The organism is Streptomyces sp. NPDC087844, assembly GCF_044742785.1.
Classification (GTDB): domain Bacteria; phylum Actinomycetota; class Actinomycetes; order Streptomycetales; family Streptomycetaceae; genus Streptomyces.
In genome coordinates, this window is the sequence record NZ_JBIUVD010000002.1 from 156,119 (window position 1) to 173,400 (window position 17,282).

The following is a 17,282-nucleotide window of genomic DNA, read 5'->3' on the forward strand; positions in this document are numbered from 1 at the left end:
GGGAATAGGACGGGGACGATGACGAGGATGAAGATGTCGCGCCCTCTGGTGGCCGCGTCGGCCGTCGCCGTCCTCGGCTGCGTCGCGGCGTGCGGCGGAGGCGGAGACGGCGCGGATCAGGACTCGAAGTCGTCGCGGTCGAAGGCGAGCGGGCGGGCGGCCGGCGGGGAGAAGACGAAGACACCCGCCGAGGGAAGCAAGGACGCCAAGGACCCGCAGGACACAGGGAACACAGGGGACACAGGGAATCCGCGGGACATGCGCGACCCGCAGGACTCCTCGGGCGGCGGCGCGCGGAAGGGCGACGGGCCCCTCACCAAGGCGCAGTTGAAGAAGGCCGCGCTCGCGACGGGTGATGTCAAGGGCTTCGAGGTCAAGGAGTCGGAAGGGGCGGACCTCCTGGGCCAGACCGTCCCCGCGACCCCGTCGAAGTGCCAGCCGATCGCCGACATGTTCCTGTTCTCCACCGACCCGGCCTCGCGCGCGGGGGTCAGCCGCGGTGCCGTGTCGAAGGACGAGACGAACGCCTCGGTCATCACGTTCACCCTTCTCGCCTACAAATCCGGCGAGGCCGGCGAGGCCGGCGAGGCCGGCGAGGTGATGGACGGCCTGCGTTCGGCGACCAAGGACTGCACCGCCTACCGGCACGCCGACTACGACTACAAGGACGTCAAGGCGGCGGCCGATCCCGGGCTGGGTGACGAGTCCGTCGCGTTCAGGCTGGTCGCCTCGATCGAGGGGGCGCAGGTGCCCGCCGCGTACACGGTCGTCCGTGACGGTACGACGCTGGTGGCCTTCAGTTCGATGAACATGCTGGACCCGGACGAGATCGAGGTCCCGGCCGAGCTGGTCAAGGCGCAGCTGGCCAAACTGGCGAAGACGACCACCTAGCCCGCAGGGACAGGCGAAGGGCCCCGTGGGACGATCCGCGGGGCCCTTCGTGGTCAGCACCGACGTCAGGGCAGCGCCGGTGCCTGGGGAAGCGGCGCCCGGGGGGTGGCGCCGCCTAGTGGCTTGTCCGCCGGTCCGCGCCCGGCGCACTCGGGGAGTGCGCGTGGTCTCGACCAATGGCGGTAGGAGGTGCATGAGGGTGCACTGCGGATGTCGTTCGAGGACTCGGGGTGTTCCAGGCATCGTGCGCGATGGGCCGCGGCCTCCGCAACCGTTTCGGCCGCCCTTGCAAGATTCCGCCGGTCGGCTCCGAGCGTCCTCGGAGCCGACCTCTTCTGGGTGACCGGGCTGCTGTCCCCTGCCGTCCGGTCACTTCTCTGGAACGGGGTCCCACGGCGCACGTCCGTACGCCTCCCGCTCCAGCGGAGCCACGCGTGGTTCTTCGGGCCCGCCCCTGGCTGGCACGGACATCGGGAGAACGAAGCCCACCGGGGGACGGTCACGCGCCGTACGGGTGAGAGGGCATGCGTACGTGCGTGCACCGGACGTCCGTCGTACGCGCATGTCATACGGGATGCCGTACGCGGCTCCTCGGACGCCGCTCCTCAGATGCGGCCCCGGCACAGCTCCAGCAGCGTCATGGCGAGCGCGGTGCCCGGCTTGCCCAGAGCCTCCCTGTAGTGGCCGAGCACCTCCATCTCGCGCGACAGGTTCACCCGACGGCCGCCGGAGGTGATCCGGGCCTCCTGGATGACCGCTGAGACGGCCATGCGTTCCTGGACCAGGCCGATGATGCGGTCGTCGAGGGTGTCGATGCGTTCGCGGGCGCCGGTGATCGTGTCGGCGGCCTCTTCGGTGCGGGCGCCGGTCCTGTCCGTGGTCGTGGCCGCGGCGGGGGTGGCTGTGCTCATCTCGTGGGCTCCTCTTGGGGTGGGTGCCCCGGAGCGGCAAGGTCCGGAAAACGCAGGCGCCCCGGGCCTTGTCGGCCCGGGGCGCCTGGGAAGTCGCTTGTCAGTTGCTCAAGCAGCACGACCATGGCAGCCGGGGGGCCGGTTGCCATAGGTAAAGACGGAGGTCTGGTGCGTGAGCATGGGAGCAGTATGCCCGTGCGCCCGGCAGGGTCCAACCTGGCCCGCATCCTGAGACACCGGGTCTCTCGCCCCCGCCGCCCCTGCCCTTCCCGTCACTGACTCGGGGGCCAGCCCCCGAACCCCCGGTCCTCAAACGCCGGACGGGCTGAAACGTATTCAGCCCGTCCGGCGTTTGAGGACGAGCGCGCAGCGCGACAAGGGGGCGAGGGGGCGGAGCCCCCATGCGTGAACGGGACGGGTAGGGGCGGCGGGGGCGAGGGAAAACCCGGCGTGACCCCCCGCCCCCGGACCCCCGTTAGAATCAATGGCACAGCCCCGCTCAACCGCCGGAAGGCAAACCGTGCCAGAAGCGTCCCCCGCCGCCACCCCCGACACCGTCCTGGTCGTCGACTTCGGCGCGCAGTACGCCCAGCTCATCGCCCGCCGAGTCCGTGAGGCCCGGGTCTACAGCGAGATCGTCCCGAGCACCATGCCGGTCGACGAGATGCTCGCCAAGAAGCCCGCGGCGATCATCCTCTCCGGCGGCCCCTCGTCGGTGTACGCGGAAGGCGCCCCCCGCCTTGACCGCGCGCTCTTCGAGGCCGGCGTTCCCGTCTTCGGCATGTGCTACGGCTTCCAGCTGATGGCGACCACCCTCGGTGGCACGGTCGACAACACGGGCGCCCGCGAGTACGGCCGTACACAGCTGCACGTCAGCAAGTCCGGCTCGACGCTCTTCGAGGGCACCCCGGACGAGCAGTCGGTGTGGATGTCGCACGGCGACGCCTGCTCCGCCGCCCCCGAGGGCTTCACCGTCACCGGCTCCTCGGACGTCGTCCCGGTCGCGGCCTTCGAGAACGACGAGAAGAAGCTGTACGGGGTCCAGTACCACCCCGAGGTCATGCACTCCACGCACGGCCAGCAGGTGCTCGAACACTTCCTCTACCGGGGCGCGGGCCTGAGCCCGGACTGGACCACCGGAAACGTCATCGAGGAGCAGGTCGCGCTGATCCGCGAGCAGGTCGGCGACAAGCGCGCCATCTGCGGCCTCTCCGGCGGCGTGGACTCCGCGGTGGCCGCGGCCCTCGTGCAGAAGGCCATCGGTACCCAGCTGACCTGCGTCTACGTCGACCACGGTCTGATGCGCAAGGGTGAGACCGAGCAGGTCGAGAAGGACTTCGTGGCGGCGACCGGCGTACAGCTGAAGGTCGTGGACGCGGAGGAGCGCTTCCTCACCGCCCTCAAGGGTGTCTCGGACCCCGAGGAGAAGCGGAAGATCATCGGCCGCGAGTTCATCCGGGTCTTCGAGCAGGCCCAGGCGGAGATCATCGCGGACGAGGGCCCGGAGGTGGCCTTCCTGGTCCAGGGCACGCTCTACCCCGACGTGGTCGAGTCCGGTGGCGGCACGGGCACCGCCAACATCAAGTCCCACCACAACGTGGGCGGGCTCCCCGAAGACCTTGAGTTCCAGCTGATCGAGCCGCTGCGCCAGCTCTTCAAGGACGAGGTCCGGATGGTCGGCCAGGAGCTCGGCCTGCCGGACGAGATCGTCCAGCGCCAGCCGTTCCCCGGCCCCGGCCTCGGTATCCGGATCGTCGGCGAGGTCAACAAGGAGCGGCTCGACCTGCTCCGCGACGCCGACGCCATCGCCCGCGAGGAGCTGACGGCCGCCGGTCTCGACCGCGACATCTGGCAGTGCCCGGTCGTGCTGCTCGCCGACGTCCGCTCCGTCGGGGTCCAGGGCGACGGCCGCACGTACGGCCATCCGATCGTGCTGCGGCCCGTCTCCTCCGAGGACGCGATGACCGCCGACTGGTCGCGTCTGCCGTACGACGTCCTCGCGAAGATCTCGACACGCATCACGAACGAGGTCGCGGACGTCAACCGCGTCGTCCTCGACGTGACGTCGAAGCCGCCGGGCACCATCGAGTGGGAGTAGCGGTCCCAGGTCCTTCGGGCCTCAGGTCCGCCTGAGAGTGCGCACCGGCACTCCGGGCTGCCAGATCTGGACGACCAGATACGTGTCGTCCTCGACGTAGGTCCGTACGACCTCCGTCAGTTCGGTGCGGAAGAGGTGGAACGGCTCCGGCGGTTTCACCTCTTCGCTGTACCCGGCCTTCTCCTGCGGGTCGTGGACCTCGACGGCCCGGCCCGCGATCCGTACGTCGCCGCCGGCCATCTCCGTGCCCGGCCCCGGGTTCGCCTGCAGCGCGAACCGGGGGTCCCGGCGCAGGTCCAGCGACTTGAGGGAGTCCGGCATCATGCCGAGCCACAGCTCCCCGTTCAGGAAGCGCACCTCCAGACCGGAGGTGCGGGGCGACCCGTCCTTGCGGAGAGTCGCCACGACGTGGTGGGTGAAGGCCGCGAACCGTTCCTCGACGGTCCTGGCGAGGTCCTGTTCCGCGGCGGTGAAGGCCGCCCAGTTCGACGTCGTCCGAGTCATCCGAGTCATCCGGGCCTTCCGAGTCATGCGAGTCATGCGAGTCATGCGGGTCATGCGGGTCATATCGGCGAGTGTGGCGCCGATACTCGACATCTAGTGTCGCCTTTTCGGCAGCGAGTTGCGCAGGCCGGTCCTGCGGGAGTTGCGGTTCGCCGACCGCAGCCGGCGGGCGAGCCGGTCCTTGCGTACCACCTCCAGGCGCAGGAGGAGCGCGAACACCGCGGCCATCATGGCGCCCGCGGCGAGTGAGGCCGTCCAGCCCGCGGGTATCAGCAGCAGCGCCATGAAGGACGCGCTGGCGGTCATGAACACGGCCTTGCGGCGCCAGTCGAGGTCGTCGTCCAGGGCGTCGAACTCGATGCGGGCTCTCAGCAGACCCACCGTCGGCGCCACGTCCGGCAGGGGCTTCAGCGTGCCGGGACGCATACCGGGGGCGCGACCCGCCGCCAGCCGGCCGAGAGCTGCCGTACTGCGCTCACGGGCCTCGGGCCGGGAGTCGCGCACCAGCCGGACCTGGAGTGTCTGGCCGACCCGGCTCGACCGCTCGTACCGGAAGCCGTACTGCACGGCGATGTAGGCGAGTGCGGCGAGGCGGCGTGGGGAGCCGCCCCGGTCGTCCAGGACGACCACGTCACGCGTGGCGACCTGTCTGAGCATGTCCGTGATGAGGCGCTCGGTTCTCTTGCTTCTCTTGCTTCTGCTGCTTCTGCTGCTTCTCTTGCTGTTCTTGAATCGCTTGGTTCTGTTGGCGCTTTTGATGTTTCTCATGTTCTTCATGGGCAGGACGGTGATGCGGTCGCGGGGCGCGGTCCGCACAGCGTGTGGGGAAGGCTGTGCACGGGGGTTCCTCCAGGGGGCGTCGGCGCGGGTGCCCGACGGGTGTGACGGCTCCGGTCAGGCAGACCAGCGATCTCGTACAACGGTTGTGCACTCTCTTCCTCGACATCTCTGTTCTCCCGCGCTGACCGCCGGTAACTTCCCGCCCGTAAACACGTACGGAGTCCGCCCCTCAGGGCTGGAGGACATATGCACGGGCCCACGCCGCCCCTGCCCCTTCCCACCGACAGACTGCGGTTCGCGATGCCGCCCATGCACGAGTCGCTCGACGACGAGCGCCGGCACCGCAAGGAACGCCTCGCGGGCGCGCTGCGGCTCTTCGGACGGCTCGGGTTCGAGGACGGGGTCTCCGGCCACATCACCGCGCGCGACCCGGAGTACAGCGACTGCTTCTGGGTGAACCCGTTCGGAATGCCCTTCAAGCATGTCACCGTCGGAGACCTGGTGATGGCCAACGAGGACGGGCAGGTGCTGGAGGGCCGCTATCACGTGAACCAGGCCGCGTTCACCGTGCACGCCCAGGTGCACGCGGCCCGGCCCGACGTCGTCGCGGTCGCCCACTGCCACTCGGTGCACGGACGCGCGCTGTCCGCGCTCGGCGATCTCCTCGACCCGATCACCCAGGAGAGCTGCGCCTTCTACGAGGACCACGCGCTGTACGACGCCTACTCGGGGGTCGCCGTGGATGCCGAGGAGGGGCGCCGGATCGCCTCCGCGCTCGGCTCGTTCAAGGCACTCGTGCTGCGCAACCACGGGCTGCTGACAGTGGGCGACTCCGTGGACGCGGCGGCCTGGTGGTTCCTGTCGATGGAACGCTCCTGCCAGGTGCAGCTGACCGCGCGCGCGGCGGGGCGGCCGGTGCTGATCGACCACAAGCAGGCGGTCGCGACGCGGGAACAGACCGGTGGGGACCTGGTGGCGTGGATCAACTACCAGCCGCTGTGGCAGGACGTCAGCCGCAGCGAGCCGGATCTGCTGTCCTGACGTGTCTCAGGACGTGCCGCGCCAGAACGCCTGTCTCGTCGGGAAGGACGCGCTTCACTGGAAGTCGCGCAGCACGGCCGCTTTCGTCGTCGCGAACTCCGCGTCGGTGAGCACGCCGCCGCGATGCAACTCGCCCAACTCCCGCAGTCGGCGCAGGAGTGTGTCGTGAATGTGTTCCGGGGGTGCTGGGGGCGCTGGGGGCCTTTGAGGTGTCTGGGATACATGGGGTGTCTGGGATACGTGGGATACATGGGGTGCATGGGGTGTCCGGGGTGCTTGGAACGCCCCGGATGCCTGGAGCGGTACGGAGTCCTCGGGGGCGGCGGCCAGGAGGTGGGAGGGATCGCCCCGTACGAGTTCGCCCCGACCATGCCCGCCGATCGTCGTCCGGGCGGACGGATGCGGGAGACGGGCCATGACCGCGGCGGCGACGAGTGCCGTGAGCAGATCGCGGCGCGCGCTGCCCCACAGGTCGAGCGCGAACGGATCCTTCTCCGGCGGCAACTTGGAGAACACCGAGTCGTTCGTCACGAACCGCAGGAAGCCGTCCTCGTAACCGGAGTTGGGCAGCCACTCCACCCGTACCAGGTCCGGCAGGCCGATGATGCGCGGGCCCGTCGCGCGCTTCACCCGGTCCGAGGTGTCGCTCCAGTCGATACGGACCCTGGCTCCGTCGAAGGAGACCGTGCCGTCGCTGGAGCGGACCGAGACGGGTACGGGCGGGCCGGGCAGGAAATACGCCCCGGCCGGTTCCTTGGGGATCTGTTCGATGAGCAGGGCGTGCCGGATCTCCTCGGCGACGTACTCGGCGACCCCCGAACGGTCGATGTCCACGGACAGTCGGTACGGATCCGCCGCGTCGGGCAGCCGGCCCCCGGTCGCCTGGAGGAGCGGGTCGGCGCCCTCGCGGAGTCTCAGCCGCAGTCGGCCACGCTTGCGTTCGGGCTCGTAGACGACGCCCGCGACCGCTTCGAGGGGCACGGCGATCTCTCCGTACGTCTGCCGGAACAGCGGCACGGAACGGTGCAGTCCCGGGGTTATCCGGACCGTGCTGCCGTCGAAGACCCAGGTCCCGTCGCGCTGGATGATCTCGGCCATACGGAAATTCTCGCAGCCGGGTCAACACGGGAGTGGCCGGTTCACCCGCGCTGACCAGACCTGGCGGACGCGGGGGGTGTGCGGTACGGCACAATGCGCTGTCGTCACAAGGCAGTTGTACGGCTGCGCAGTTGTACGGCTGCGCAGGTGTGCGGTGGGCGGGTGTGCGGTGGGCAGGTGTGCGCGGTGGGTGGGCGCGCGGGGGATGAATATTCGACAGAGCGGTGCGGAAGGCGGCAACGGGCGTGGCGGTGCAGGAGACGGGACAGGGCACGGGGCGTGACCCCGGCCGGGGTCCCGGTCGAGGTGGGCACGAGGGCGGCTGTGCCTGCGGGGACTGCCCGCACGGGGCGCGGGAGGGTCATCGGCGGGCCGTCGCCGCGTTCCTCTCCAAGCGGGACGAACTGGCGTCGGGACACGGGTTGCCGGCCGCGGTCGCGCACTCGGCCGGGGCCTCGCGGCAGTGGGTGTCGGACGAGCTGACCCAGTCCGCCGACCTCGTCGCCGAGCGCGGCCGGGCAGAGGGGGAGGTGTGGCTCGGTCTTGTGTGGCGGCGAACGGTCGCGTCCGTATGGGGCTTTGTGGCCGTTCTGCTGCTGGTGCAGGCGCTCACCGCGATCGGGGCGGGCTGGACGTCCGCGCGCACCGCGGGGCTGCTCGCGGCGATCGTCGTGGCCGTGCTGTTGACCGCGGCCTCGTGGTTCCACCGGGCGCGCGGCGGGGTGCTGGCGCCGGTCATCGGCGAGGACAACCGGCTCTCCACCTCCCGCGTGGTGGCCGCCGGCTGGGTGCTGTTCGTCGTCTACGCCGTGCTGGTACTGGCCGGGCGGCTGGCCGGGGCGTCCTCGCACACGGAACGGGACTCCCTGATCGAGGGGCTCGAACTCGCCCGGGGCGCGGGCATCGTGACCGTCCTCGCCGTCGTGTGCGCGATCGCCGTCCTGGTGCGGCGGGTGGTGGGGCTGCGGGTTCTCGGGCAGCGGCTGCAGAAGGTACGGGCTGACCGGCCCCGGGCCGCCGACCTGCTGACCGACGACTCCGGACGCGGCAGCTTCGCGGACACGCAGTACGCGGTGCTGGGCGCCGTCGCGCTCGTGTTCGCGGCGGTACGGCTGGCCCGGCGTCCCGAACAACTGCCGGACCTGCCGTGGGGACTCGCGGTCATGGTGCTGATCTCGGCCGCCACGTATGTCGCCGCGAAGTACGCCGAGGGCGGTCGGCCGGTGATCCTCTCGGTCGTCCGGTCGCGCGAGGCCGGGGACCTGGACGCGCCGATCAGGACCGGCGACGACATCGAGATCCGGGGCGCCGGATTCGTGCCGCCCGGCGCGCAGAGCGCGGACCGGCTGTCGCGGATGGTGGTGCGGATCGGCGCGGTGCATGTGCACGTGCCGCTGGTCCCGGTGCCGGGCGGCTTCAGCAACCCCTCCGACGCCGTCCTCACCGTGCCGGTACCCGCGGACGTGGAACCGGGGCGCGTGGAGGTACAGGTCGTCACCGCGGCGGGCGTGGAGACGAACCGAGTGGAGATCGACGTGACGGACTGAGGACGCTCGGACCACTGAGGGACTCCTGCCCTTCCGGAGATTCAGGATCACCGCAGATTCAGGATCACCGGAGATTCAGGATCACCGGAGGTCAAGAGCACCGGAGATCAGGATCAAAGGGGACGATCGGGTGGACGTGGTGAAAATTTATGCGTCCGCCCCTGAGCGAGGACTCGTCCCCGTACGTATTGTCTTGTTGAGGGGTGAACCGTTCGGCGGTTGAGAGGTGGCGGAGGGCTATGGCTCACGGCATGCGCATGGACACGCACTCCGGATACTCGGACGACGGCGGCGGCGGTGGCGACTGGCGGGACACCGCGATGCGGTACGCGCTGCTGCCCCTGCGCGTGTTCCTCGGTGGCACCTTCATCTACGCGGGGCTCGACAAGCTCACCGACAGCGCGTTCATGTCCGACTCCGGCGCCGGCTCCATCGGCGACATGATGCGCGCGGTCCGTGACTCGTCAGCGATTCCCGCCCTCATCGACCTCTCTCTCAAAAACCCCGTCGGCTTCGGCTACGCCATCGCCCTCGGCGAGCTCGCGGTGGGCATCGCCACCCTGATCGGCCTGCTGGCCCGCCTCGCCGCGCTCGGCGGGGCACTGATCTCACTCAGCCTCTGGCTGACGATGAGCTGGGCCGCGGACCCGTACTACTACGGCAACGATCTCCCGTACTTGTTTTGCTGGGTGCCTCTGGTGCTCGCCGGAGCGGGTGTCTTCTCCGTCGACGCGACACTCCGCTCCCGCCGAAGGCGCAGGGCGGGCGCCGCCTCCGCTTACTAGACGGGCCTGCGGGCCCACGATCCTGTGGGCCTGTGGGCCGACACGGTCGCTCCGGTGTGGCCGAGCCGGGCCCGAACCCGAGTCGGGGCCCGAGCGGCGTGACCTGGTCGGTGCGACCTGTCGGAGCTGACCTGGTTGGTGCTGCCCGCCCGAGTCGGCCGGTCTGCGTCGGCCGGTCTGCGTCGGCCGGTCCGGGTCGGTCGGTCCGGGTCGGCCGGTCCCGGTCGGTCTGTCCGGGTCGGGCTCACGCCGAACTGTTCGCCTGGCCTGCCCCTCCCGGACCTGTTCGAGACGTCGTGCCCGCCGAGCGTTCGCGCTGGGCCTGGGCCGCCCGGCCCCACCCGCCCGAGCCGAGCCCTGGCTCGGGTTCAGGCCGAGGCCCAGGCCTCACCACGGGGCCTCACCACGGGGCCTCACCATCAGGCCCGGCTTTGGGCGCCGGTCCCAACCCCTGACTCCGTACGGGTCCGGAACGGGCTGGCTCTCGGGCCGGCCCGGGCGGCGGTCTGAAGCGGCGGCCCGAGGCGACGGCCCGAGGCGAGGGCCGGCGGTTCGAGGATCAGCCGAGCTCCGACGCTTGGCCGCGCTGAGCCGGTGCGGGGCCCGGTTCCGTGCTCAGTCCGGCGCCGGCCTCAGCCCGGCGCACCCGCGCTGTCCCGTGGAGGCGTCGTGCGGCGGCGGTGGCGGCGTCGTATTCCGTGGGCCACGCTGCCCGTGACAGCCGCCAGGCACAGGCCTCCCGTGACGAGCGGGATCACCGCGAACCATGGGGTCTCCCAGAGGCCGCCAGCGTCGCCGGCGTAGATGACAGCCGTGAGGGTGAGGAAGAGACCCGCTATGAGACGGCCGGGCTTGAACTCATGACGTCGCACGGGCCACCTCCGCCTGTCCGAGGGCGACTTCGAGGGTGAGGTCGAGCGTGCCGCCGTCCTTGCTCCCGTCCGCGGGCGCGAGTGTCAGTTCCTTGTGTTTGCCAGGAGCGACGTCCACGTCCTGCTTGTCGTCACCCGGAAGCTGGATGTCCCCGACGCCCACTTCGATGTTCAGTCTCACCGTCACGCCCTTCGGTACGACGACCTTGAGCTGGCCCATGCCCACCTCGGCATTCGTCGTCACGGTCCGGCCCTTGCCGGGGCCGATCCGGCTGAGATCGAGCGTGCCTACGCCCGTGCCGAGGTCGTACTGCTCCCGTACGGCGGCCGCCGTGGCCGGTGTCCAGTTCACACGCTCCCAGTGAGTGGTGATGTCCGCCGGCAGCACCGCGGAGCAGGCCAGCAGCCCCGCCGTGACGATCGCGAGGAAGACCGAGCCCGCTCCCGTACGCCCGCGGAACGAGCTGACCGCGATGCCCAGGCCGAACACGGCGAGCGCACAGGCCAGGCCGGCTTGCAAACTGGTGCCGAGCGTCTGGTCGTCCCAGGTCAGACGCGTACCGAGCGCGCCTGCGACGAGGGCGAGCATGAATATGCGGCCACCGATCCCGCTGGGACCACGCTGTCTGACGTCCCGCGTCCGTATGTCCCGGTCGGAGCCCCCGCCGTGCGCGATGGTGATCGCCGCGGCGATGTCCCGGTCCCACGTGCCCCTGGGGCCCCACAGATAGCCCGTGCCGCCCTCGTACGTACCGTCCTTGACGATGGGCTCACGCCACCAGGAGGGGAAGGCGGCGGGCACGGGCGGCGCCTGCGCCTCGGGCGGAGCGTCGGCGACGGCCTGCGCGGCTATGGGCCCACCCCTGCCCGAGCGGACCCGGGAGCTGGGAGACGGATCGGGGACGTCGGTACCGCGCTGCCGCGACCAGTAGCCGGCGCCCGCGAGGAGCAGCGAGAGTGTCGCCGCGAAGGTGAGCACGCTCGCGTTGTTCAGCATGGAGAGGAACACACCGCAGCCGACCAGGGCGAACAGCACACCCGCCAGCGCCTGGCCGTCGACGCGGCCGGTGAGGAGCTTGCGCACCTCGTTCTCCTCCTCGTCGTCGTAGGGGACGAAGAGCCAGGCGAAGCCGTAGAAGATGAGGCCGAGGCCGCCGGTCGCGGAGAGCACCGCGAGCACGATCCGGAAGATCACCGGGTCCATGTCGCACTGGCGCCCGAGCCCCGCGCACACACCGCCCAGCATCCGGTGCCGCCGGTCGCGCCGGAACCTGCGCGGCACCTCGGGCACCACCGGGTCCTCGTGCGCGCGCCTTTCCCCGGGCGCACGCGGTTCCTCACCGGCGGTGGACGCGGTGGACGCGGTGGGCGACGGTGCGTCCGCCCGGGCGTCCGCCGTCGGCACGGAGTCCTGCGGCCCGCTGCCCGAACCCGGGGCCGCACTCGCGCCAGGGCCGGGGCCCGGCCCTGGCCTCGGATGCGCCGCGGCGTGCTGCTGATCGCTCATACGTCCATGGTGACGGCCACGACGGCCCGATGGCAGTCGGAACGACCCTGGCCGAACCCTGAATTCGACCCCGGGACGACCCCGGGACGACCCCGGGACGACCCCGGGACGACCCCGGGACGACCCCGGGACGACCCTCAGGACCGTGCGGCGCCGGTCGGCGGAGTCGTGGGTGCTGATGCTGCCGGTGCCGATGCCTGGATCGGGTGGGGGCGGTGTCGGGGCGACGCGGTGCCGACGCCTGAGCCCGCGACGCTCGTGCCTGAGCCCGCGACGCCGGTGCCTGAGATAGGCGGCGCCGATGTCCAAGCCACGCGACTCCGGCGCCCGTGCCGTGCCCTTCCTGTACTCCCACGACGACGAGGGACAGCAGCAGGCGCAGCGTGCCGTGCCGTGCCGTGTCACGGAGCTGGGCCATGCGACGCCGAAGCCTGGGCCGCTCAGCCACCGGTGTCTGGGCCGCTCGGGCATCGGCGTCCGGCCACGAGGCCCCGGTCGCCGCGGCCCCGCGGACACCCGCCGGGAACGGATTCGAAGATCAGGGGAGTCTCGGGGGTCGACCCTGATGCCCGGTGGCGCCCGGCGTGTGAACATCGATGGCATGCCGGACGCCGCAGCCTTGACCATCGAGGACCCGGGGCCTCCGCGCAAGCTCTACCGCAGCAGCGACGGACGCTGGCTCGGGGGCGTGGCGCGGGGGCTCGCTGGGCATCTCGGCCTGCCCGTGATCTGGGTCCGGCTGGTCTTCGCGGGCCTGTTCATGGCGGACGGCCTGGGAGCCTTGCTGTACGCGGCGTTCTGGTTCTTCGTCCCCCTCGGTGTCGGCGGCGTGGACGCCGAGAGGCCCCCCGCCCTCGCCACCGAGACCGCCCCCGACGGCCGCCGCAGGCTAGTGGCTCGCAAGCCCGACAAGGGCCAGATCGTCGCGCTGCTCGCGATGGTCGTGGTGGCCATGATCTTCGTTGGGAACGTGGATCTGAGCGGCGGCGCCAAGGCCTACCTCTGGCCCACCGTCCTCGTCGGCGCGGGCGTGGCCCTGGTCTGGCGCCAGGCGGACAATGCCCGCCGGGCCCGTTGGATGGAGGTGGGCCGCCGCAAGCGCACGATCAGCCTCCTCCGCTCGGCGGCCGGTGTCCTGCTCGTCGCCGCGGGAGTCTCCGGGATATTCGTTCTGCAGGGCTCCGCCGCCCACCTCGGTTCGGTCCTGCAGGCGGCGCTGGCCGTCCTCGTCGGGATAGCGCTGCTGGCCGGCCCGTATCTCGTGCGCATGACCCAGGACCTCTCCGAGGAGCGCCTGATGCGCATCCGCGCCCAGGAGCGGGCCGAAGTCGCCGCGCACGTCCACGACTCGGTGCTGCACACCCTCACACTGATACAGCGCAACGCGGAGAACGCGAGCGAGGTCCGACGCCTCGCCCGCGCCCAGGAGCGCGACCTGCGCAACTGGCTCTACAAACCGGAGGGCACCGGCAAGGACGAGGCGGACGAGCCCGACACCCTCGCCGAGGCCGTCAAACGCAGCGCGGCGGAGGTTGAGGACAAGCACGGAGTTCCCATAGAGGTCGTGGTCGTCGGCGACTGCCCGCTGGACGACAGGATCAGCGCCCAGATGCAGGCCGCGAGGGAGGCCATGGTGAACGCGGCCAAGTACGGTGGCGACGGCGGCGCGGTGCAGGTCTTCGCCGAGGTCGAGGGAAGGACCGTCTTCGTTTCGGTCCGGGACCGCGGTCCCGGATTCGACCTGGACTCGATACCCGCCGACCGCATGGGCGTCAGAGAATCGATCATCGGCCGCATGGAGCGCAACGGCGGTACTGCCAGGCTGCGCGCGGTGCCGGACGGCGGCACGGAGGTCGAGCTGGAGATGGAGAGGGCGGAGACATGAGCGACGCGAACGAACCGGCCGGTACGGCCGGAGCAGTCGGGCCGAAGGCAGGCGCGGCCGGTCCAGGTGCGGGTGCGGCCGGCGCGGGTTCGGCCGAGGACCCGGCGGGTTCCGCTCCGGGGCGGCGGGTGCGCGTGGTGCTCGTCGACGACCACCGTATGTTCCGTACCGGAGTGCAGGCGGAGATCGGGCAGACCGAGCGGACCGGCGTCGAGGTGGTCGGCGAGGCCGCGGACGTCGACCAGGCGGTCACCGTCATCACGGCGACCCGCCCCGAAGTGGTCCTCCTCGACGTGCACCTCCCGGGCGGGGGCGGGGTCGAAGTGCTGCGCCGCTGCTCGCCGTTGATGGCCGACCCCGAGCAGCCGGTGCGCTTCCTCGCGCTGTCCGTGTCGGACGCGGCGGAGGACGTCATCGGTGTGATCCGAGGCGGCGCCCGCGGCTATGTGACGAAGACGATCACCGGCACGGATCTCGTCGACTCCGTCTTCCGTGTCCAGGACGGCGACGCCGTCTTCTCGCCCCGCCTCGCCGGCTTCGTCCTCGACGCCTTCGCCTCCACCGATGCCCCGCCGGTCGACGAGGACCTCGACCGCCTCACCCAGCGCGAGCGCGAGGTCCTGCGGCTCATCGCCCGCGGGTATGCCTACAAGGAGATCGCCAAGCAGCTCTTCATTTCCGTCAAGACGGTCGAGTCCCATGTCTCGGCGGTCCTGCGCAAGCTCCAGCTCTCCAACCGACACGAGCTGACACGGTGGGCGACGGCACGACGACTGGTCTAGGACTTGCCCGCCAGCCGCCAGCCGCCAGCCGCCAGCCGCCAGCCGCCAGCCGCCAGCCGCCAGCCGCCAGCCGCCAGCCGCCAGCCGCCAGCCGCCAGGCCTGGGCGAGTGGTGTGGCGCCCGCACAGGGTGGTGGGGGCCGGTGGTGGGAGGCCGCTCACAGATCGTCGCGGCCTCAGGGGTGGTCGGCCGTCACGCGCGTGCGGGCCGCGGCGAGCGAGGCGGCCGAGACGTCCACCGCCGTGAAACGGGCCGCCGGGCTCGCCGCGACAAGGTGGACCGTCTGGGCGCCCACGCCGCAGCCGACCTCCAGGACTTCGCTGCCTGGTGGGTAGGCCGTTCCGGCGTGGAGGAGTTCCGCGAGGGTGTCGGCCTGGTCACCGAGGCGGCGGGACTCGTGGGCGGAGTAGCCGTGGACGTAGTCGATAAATGTGGCGAGGGCGGGTGGGGCGACGGCGGGAGTGGTGTCGGCAGGCGTGGTCATGAGCGTGAGCCTCGTCCGGGGACGGCCCCGTGGACAGGTCCAATGAGGAAGCCGTATGGGGGACCAAATGAGGAGGGCCGCAACCCCCCTCGCGTCACTTGCGCGCCTCCCCGCGCGACTCACGTGCCCCTCACACACCACTACACCACTCACGCCACCCGCGTCGCCCCCGCGAACGGCATCTCGTCGATAGGCGCGACCCGCACGGGAGCCGACGGGTTGGGTGCGTGGACCATCTGCCCGTTGCCCACGTACAGCCCTACATGAGAGATGCCCGAGTAGAAGAACACCAGGTCACCGGGTTGGAGTTCGGATCGGGAGACGCGTTGGCCCGCGTTGATCTGCGCGTATGTCGTCCGGGGCAGCGAGATGCCCGCCGAGCGGTACGCGGCCTGCATCAGACCCGAGCAGTCGAAGGCGTCGGGACCGGTGGCACCCCACACGTAGGGGCTGCCGAGCTTTCCGTAAGCGTACGAAACCGCGTCCGACGCCCGGGAGTTGGGGGCGGTCGTAGAGGGGGAGCCGAGGGCGCGGGGAACCTGTCCGGAACGTGAGGCGCGTGCGGTGTCCGGGTCGTCCGCGCCAATGCGGACGCGGTCCGCGTCCGGCAGCCGGGACAGCAGTTGGCGTGCCTCGCCGAGCTTGCCAGTGACTGTCTTCTTGTGGCGTTTGAGGTCCGCCTGTCGTGCTGTGAGCGAGGTGAGTTCGATGTGTGCGGCACCGCGCAACTGCTCGATGTCGCGCAGTTGTGTGCGTACGCGGGAGACCGCCGAGGCCTGCCTGCTGCCGGCCCGCTCGGCGAACGCCGCCCCGTCCAGATACTGATCGGGGTCCGAGGAGAGCATCAGTCCCAGCGCGGGATCGATGCCGCCGTCCCGGTACTGGGCGGTCGCCAGCGAACCGAGTGCGTCCCGTTCGTCGTTGAGCCGGTCCGTCTTGCGCGCCGCCTCGTCCTGCAGCGTGCCGAGTCGGCCGGCCGCCTTCGTGGACTTCTCCTTCGCGCCGTTGTACTTCTCGGTGGCGACCTCCGCCTCCTGGTACAGCTTGTCGACCTTCGCCTTCACCTGGGCCGGCGTCAGCTCGGGTGCGGCGACCCCCGTCCCGTCGAACCCGGTCGCGCTCGCCACCCCCGCGAGGGCGATGGTGAAGGCGGTGCGGGCCGTACCGCCGCCGAGTGAGCGCTGTCTGGGCTTGCGGTGTGCTGCCACGTGCGATCCACGTTCCTTCCGTACGGCCGCCGGGGCATTGAGACGTCCACGGCGGCGGCCCTCAAGGGCTGGTTGCACGTCCGGCGGCAGCCCGCACAGGGGGAGCGGGCCGCCGCCGGACTTCTTGGCGGTGGTACCGACTGCCGCCCTGGCCCGGGCGGTTGTGGTGGGGAGCCGGTCACCTGGGGAAGGACGCTAAACCTCACGATGCGCCGGTGGTAACGGCATGTACGGAAGTGGTGGCACTCGGCCACGAGCTGACCGGGTGCGACCGTGATCCGGGCCCGGTGCCACCGACTTGGCGCGGTGGGGTGACCGATGTTCACGTTGTGGGGGAGCGGCACGCGCGACGGTGCTATGGACTCCGCCCGGGGCCTGCCAGGAGCCTGAGGTGCGGGCCGACGCGGGCCGACGCGGGCCGACGCGGGCCGACGCGGGGCGACGCGCGGCGACGCGAGCCGGTGCGGGCCGGTGCGAGGCGGCATGCGGGCGTCCGGTTAGGGTCCGGGCTCATGGACGTACTCATTCATGTCTTCGTCGCCCTGCACATCATCGGCATCGCCTCCCTGCTGGGCGGCTTCCTCACCCAGCTGAAGGCCATGGGCGGCGGCACGGCCCGCTTCACCCCCGCCATGCTCCACGGCGCGCTGACCATGCTGGTCACCGGCGCGGTCCTGGTCGGCCTCAACCAGGCCGACGACCAGACCGTCAACAACATCAAGATCGGCGTGAAGCTGGCGCTACTGGTCGTGATCCTCGGCCTCGTCTACGTGAAACGCGACGACGAGAAGGTGGAGAAGGGCCTGTTCGCCCTGGTGGGCGGGCTGACCACGGTGAACGTCTTCATCGCGGTGCTCTGGACCTGAGCGACCGACCCGGAATCCGACCC

The 17,282-nt window shown here is 71.0% G+C and carries 16 protein-coding genes; 8 read left to right on the forward strand and 8 right to left on the reverse strand.

Annotated features, from left to right (window positions below):
- Positions 1 to 18 precede the first annotated feature (18 nt).
- Positions 19 to 891 (forward strand): hypothetical protein, encoded by an 873-nt coding sequence (locus ACIOKD_RS04330; protein ID WP_402077979.1) that lies wholly within the window; start codon positions 19 to 21, stop codon positions 889 to 891.
- 605 nt (positions 892 to 1,496) lie between these two features.
- Here ACIOKD_RS04330 and ACIOKD_RS04335 read toward each other — a convergent pair.
- The gene (locus ACIOKD_RS04335; protein WP_402077981.1) at positions 1,497 to 1,802 is read right to left on the reverse strand and encodes a chorismate mutase; all 306 of its coding nucleotides are present in this window, start codon (positions 1,800 to 1,802) and stop codon (positions 1,497 to 1,499) included.
- 520 nt (positions 1,803 to 2,322) lie between these two features.
- Between ACIOKD_RS04335 and guaA the strand changes: the two genes are divergently transcribed.
- The gene (gene guaA, locus ACIOKD_RS04340; protein WP_402077984.1) at positions 2,323 to 3,900 is read left to right on the forward strand and encodes a glutamine-hydrolyzing GMP synthase; all 1,578 of its coding nucleotides are present in this window, start codon (positions 2,323 to 2,325) and stop codon (positions 3,898 to 3,900) included.
- Positions 3,901 to 3,921: 21 nt separating this feature from the next.
- Here guaA and ACIOKD_RS04345 read toward each other — a convergent pair whose 3' ends face one another.
- Both ACIOKD_RS04345 and ACIOKD_RS04350 read right to left on the reverse strand, forming a co-directional pair.
- Positions 3,922 to 4,404, reverse strand: coding sequence for a pyridoxamine 5'-phosphate oxidase family protein (locus ACIOKD_RS04345; RefSeq protein ID WP_402077987.1), 483 nt, complete (start codon positions 4,402 to 4,404; stop codon positions 3,922 to 3,924).
- Positions 4,405 to 4,497: 93 nt separating this feature from the next.
- Complete coding sequence (locus tag ACIOKD_RS04350; protein WP_402077990.1) at positions 4,498 to 5,061, reverse strand: hypothetical protein; 564 nt, start codon at positions 5,059 to 5,061, stop codon at positions 4,498 to 4,500.
- Positions 5,062 to 5,430: 369 nt separating this feature from the next.
- On the opposite strand from ACIOKD_RS04350, the gene ACIOKD_RS04355 reads away from it, so the two are divergent.
- Positions 5,431 to 6,225 carry a class II aldolase/adducin family protein gene (locus ACIOKD_RS04355; protein ID WP_402077994.1) on the forward strand — a complete coding sequence of 265 codons (795 nt, stop codon included), beginning with the start codon at positions 5,431 to 5,433 and terminating at the stop codon, positions 6,223 to 6,225.
- Positions 6,226 to 6,279: 54 nt separating this feature from the next.
- Here ACIOKD_RS04355 and ACIOKD_RS04360 read toward each other — a convergent pair whose 3' ends face one another.
- Positions 6,280 to 7,323 (reverse strand): DUF4429 domain-containing protein, encoded by a 1,044-nt coding sequence (locus ACIOKD_RS04360; protein ID WP_402077997.1) that lies wholly within the window; start codon positions 7,321 to 7,323, stop codon positions 6,280 to 6,282.
- 245 nt (positions 7,324 to 7,568) lie between these two features.
- Between ACIOKD_RS04360 and ACIOKD_RS04365 the strand changes: the two genes are divergently transcribed.
- Both ACIOKD_RS04365 and ACIOKD_RS04370 read left to right on the forward strand, forming a co-directional pair.
- On the forward strand, positions 7,569 to 8,870 hold the full coding sequence (locus tag ACIOKD_RS04365; protein WP_402077999.1) for a hypothetical protein: 1,302 nt from the start codon (positions 7,569 to 7,571) through the stop codon (positions 8,868 to 8,870).
- A gap of 239 nt (positions 8,871 to 9,109) precedes the next feature.
- Positions 9,110 to 9,655 (forward strand): DoxX family protein, encoded by a 546-nt coding sequence (locus ACIOKD_RS04370; RefSeq protein WP_402078002.1) that lies wholly within the window; start codon positions 9,110 to 9,112, stop codon positions 9,653 to 9,655.
- A gap of 632 nt (positions 9,656 to 10,287) precedes the next feature.
- On the opposite strand, the gene ACIOKD_RS04375 is transcribed toward ACIOKD_RS04370, so the two are convergent.
- Entirely contained in the window at positions 10,288 to 10,527 is a 240-nt protein-coding gene (locus tag ACIOKD_RS04375) for a hypothetical protein (protein WP_402078005.1), read from the reverse strand.
- Positions 10,514 to 12,034 (reverse strand): PspC domain-containing protein, encoded by a 1,521-nt coding sequence (locus ACIOKD_RS04380; RefSeq protein ID WP_402078008.1) that lies wholly within the window; start codon positions 12,032 to 12,034, stop codon positions 10,514 to 10,516. Before ACIOKD_RS04380 ends, ACIOKD_RS04375 begins: the two co-directional genes overlap by 14 nt.
- 601 nt (positions 12,035 to 12,635) lie before the next feature.
- On the opposite strand from ACIOKD_RS04380, the gene ACIOKD_RS04385 reads away from it, so the two are divergent.
- Positions 12,636 to 13,919 carry a PspC domain-containing protein gene (locus ACIOKD_RS04385; protein ID WP_402078010.1) on the forward strand — a complete coding sequence of 428 codons (1,284 nt, stop codon included), beginning with the start codon at positions 12,636 to 12,638 and terminating at the stop codon, positions 13,917 to 13,919.
- Positions 13,916 to 14,701: a LuxR C-terminal-related transcriptional regulator gene (locus ACIOKD_RS04390; protein ID WP_402078013.1), complete on the forward strand. Its 786-nt coding sequence runs from the start codon at positions 13,916 to 13,918 to the stop codon at positions 14,699 to 14,701. Before ACIOKD_RS04385 ends, ACIOKD_RS04390 begins: the two co-directional genes overlap by 4 nt.
- A 175-nt stretch (positions 14,702 to 14,876) precedes the next feature.
- On the opposite strand, the gene ACIOKD_RS04395 is transcribed toward ACIOKD_RS04390, so the two are convergent.
- Positions 14,877 to 15,185 carry a class I SAM-dependent methyltransferase gene (locus ACIOKD_RS04395; RefSeq protein ID WP_402078015.1) on the reverse strand — a complete coding sequence of 103 codons (309 nt, stop codon included), beginning with the start codon at positions 15,183 to 15,185 and terminating at the stop codon, positions 14,877 to 14,879.
- Positions 15,186 to 15,334: 149 nt separating this feature from the next.
- Positions 15,335 to 16,393, reverse strand: coding sequence for an NlpC/P60 family protein (locus ACIOKD_RS04400; RefSeq protein ID WP_402078018.1), 1,059 nt, complete (start codon positions 16,391 to 16,393; stop codon positions 15,335 to 15,337).
- Between the two features lie 512 nt (positions 16,394 to 16,905).
- Between ACIOKD_RS04400 and ACIOKD_RS04405 the strand changes: the two genes are divergently transcribed.
- Complete coding sequence (locus ACIOKD_RS04405) at positions 16,906 to 17,259, forward strand: hypothetical protein (protein ID WP_402078020.1); 354 nt, start codon at positions 16,906 to 16,908, stop codon at positions 17,257 to 17,259.
- The last annotated feature ends 23 nt before the right edge of the window (positions 17,260 to 17,282 follow it).

Bases quoted from the DNA above. Each gene is read 5' to 3' on its own strand.
- ACIOKD_RS04405 (WP_402078020.1), top strand. From the start codon at position 16,906: ATGGACGTACTCATTCATGTCTTCGTCGCCCTGCACATCATCGGCATC.
- ACIOKD_RS04370 (WP_402078002.1), top strand. From the start codon at position 9,110: ATGGCTCACGGCATGCGCATGGACACGCACTCCGGATACTCGGACGAC.
- ACIOKD_RS04380 (WP_402078008.1), bottom strand. From the start codon at position 12,034: ATGAGCGATCAGCAGCACGCCGCGGCGCATCCGAGGCCAGGGCCGGGC.
- ACIOKD_RS04385 (WP_402078010.1), top strand. From the start codon at position 12,636: ATGCCGGACGCCGCAGCCTTGACCATCGAGGACCCGGGGCCTCCGCGC.
- ACIOKD_RS04350 (WP_402077990.1), bottom strand. From the start codon at position 5,061: ATGCTCAGACAGGTCGCCACGCGTGACGTGGTCGTCCTGGACGACCGG.
- ACIOKD_RS04360 (WP_402077997.1), bottom strand. From the start codon at position 7,323: ATGGCCGAGATCATCCAGCGCGACGGGACCTGGGTCTTCGACGGCAGC.
- ACIOKD_RS04355 (WP_402077994.1), top strand. From the start codon at position 5,431: ATGCACGGGCCCACGCCGCCCCTGCCCCTTCCCACCGACAGACTGCGG.
- ACIOKD_RS04395 (WP_402078015.1), bottom strand. From the start codon at position 15,185: ATGACCACGCCTGCCGACACCACTCCCGCCGTCGCCCCACCCGCCCTC.
- ACIOKD_RS04345 (WP_402077987.1), bottom strand. From the start codon at position 4,404: ATGACTCGGACGACGTCGAACTGGGCGGCCTTCACCGCCGCGGAACAG.
- ACIOKD_RS04330 (WP_402077979.1), top strand. From the start codon at position 19: ATGACGAGGATGAAGATGTCGCGCCCTCTGGTGGCCGCGTCGGCCGTC.
- ACIOKD_RS04335 (WP_402077981.1), bottom strand. From the start codon at position 1,802: ATGAGCACAGCCACCCCCGCCGCGGCCACGACCACGGACAGGACCGGC.
- ACIOKD_RS04390 (WP_402078013.1), top strand. From the start codon at position 13,916: ATGAGCGACGCGAACGAACCGGCCGGTACGGCCGGAGCAGTCGGGCCG.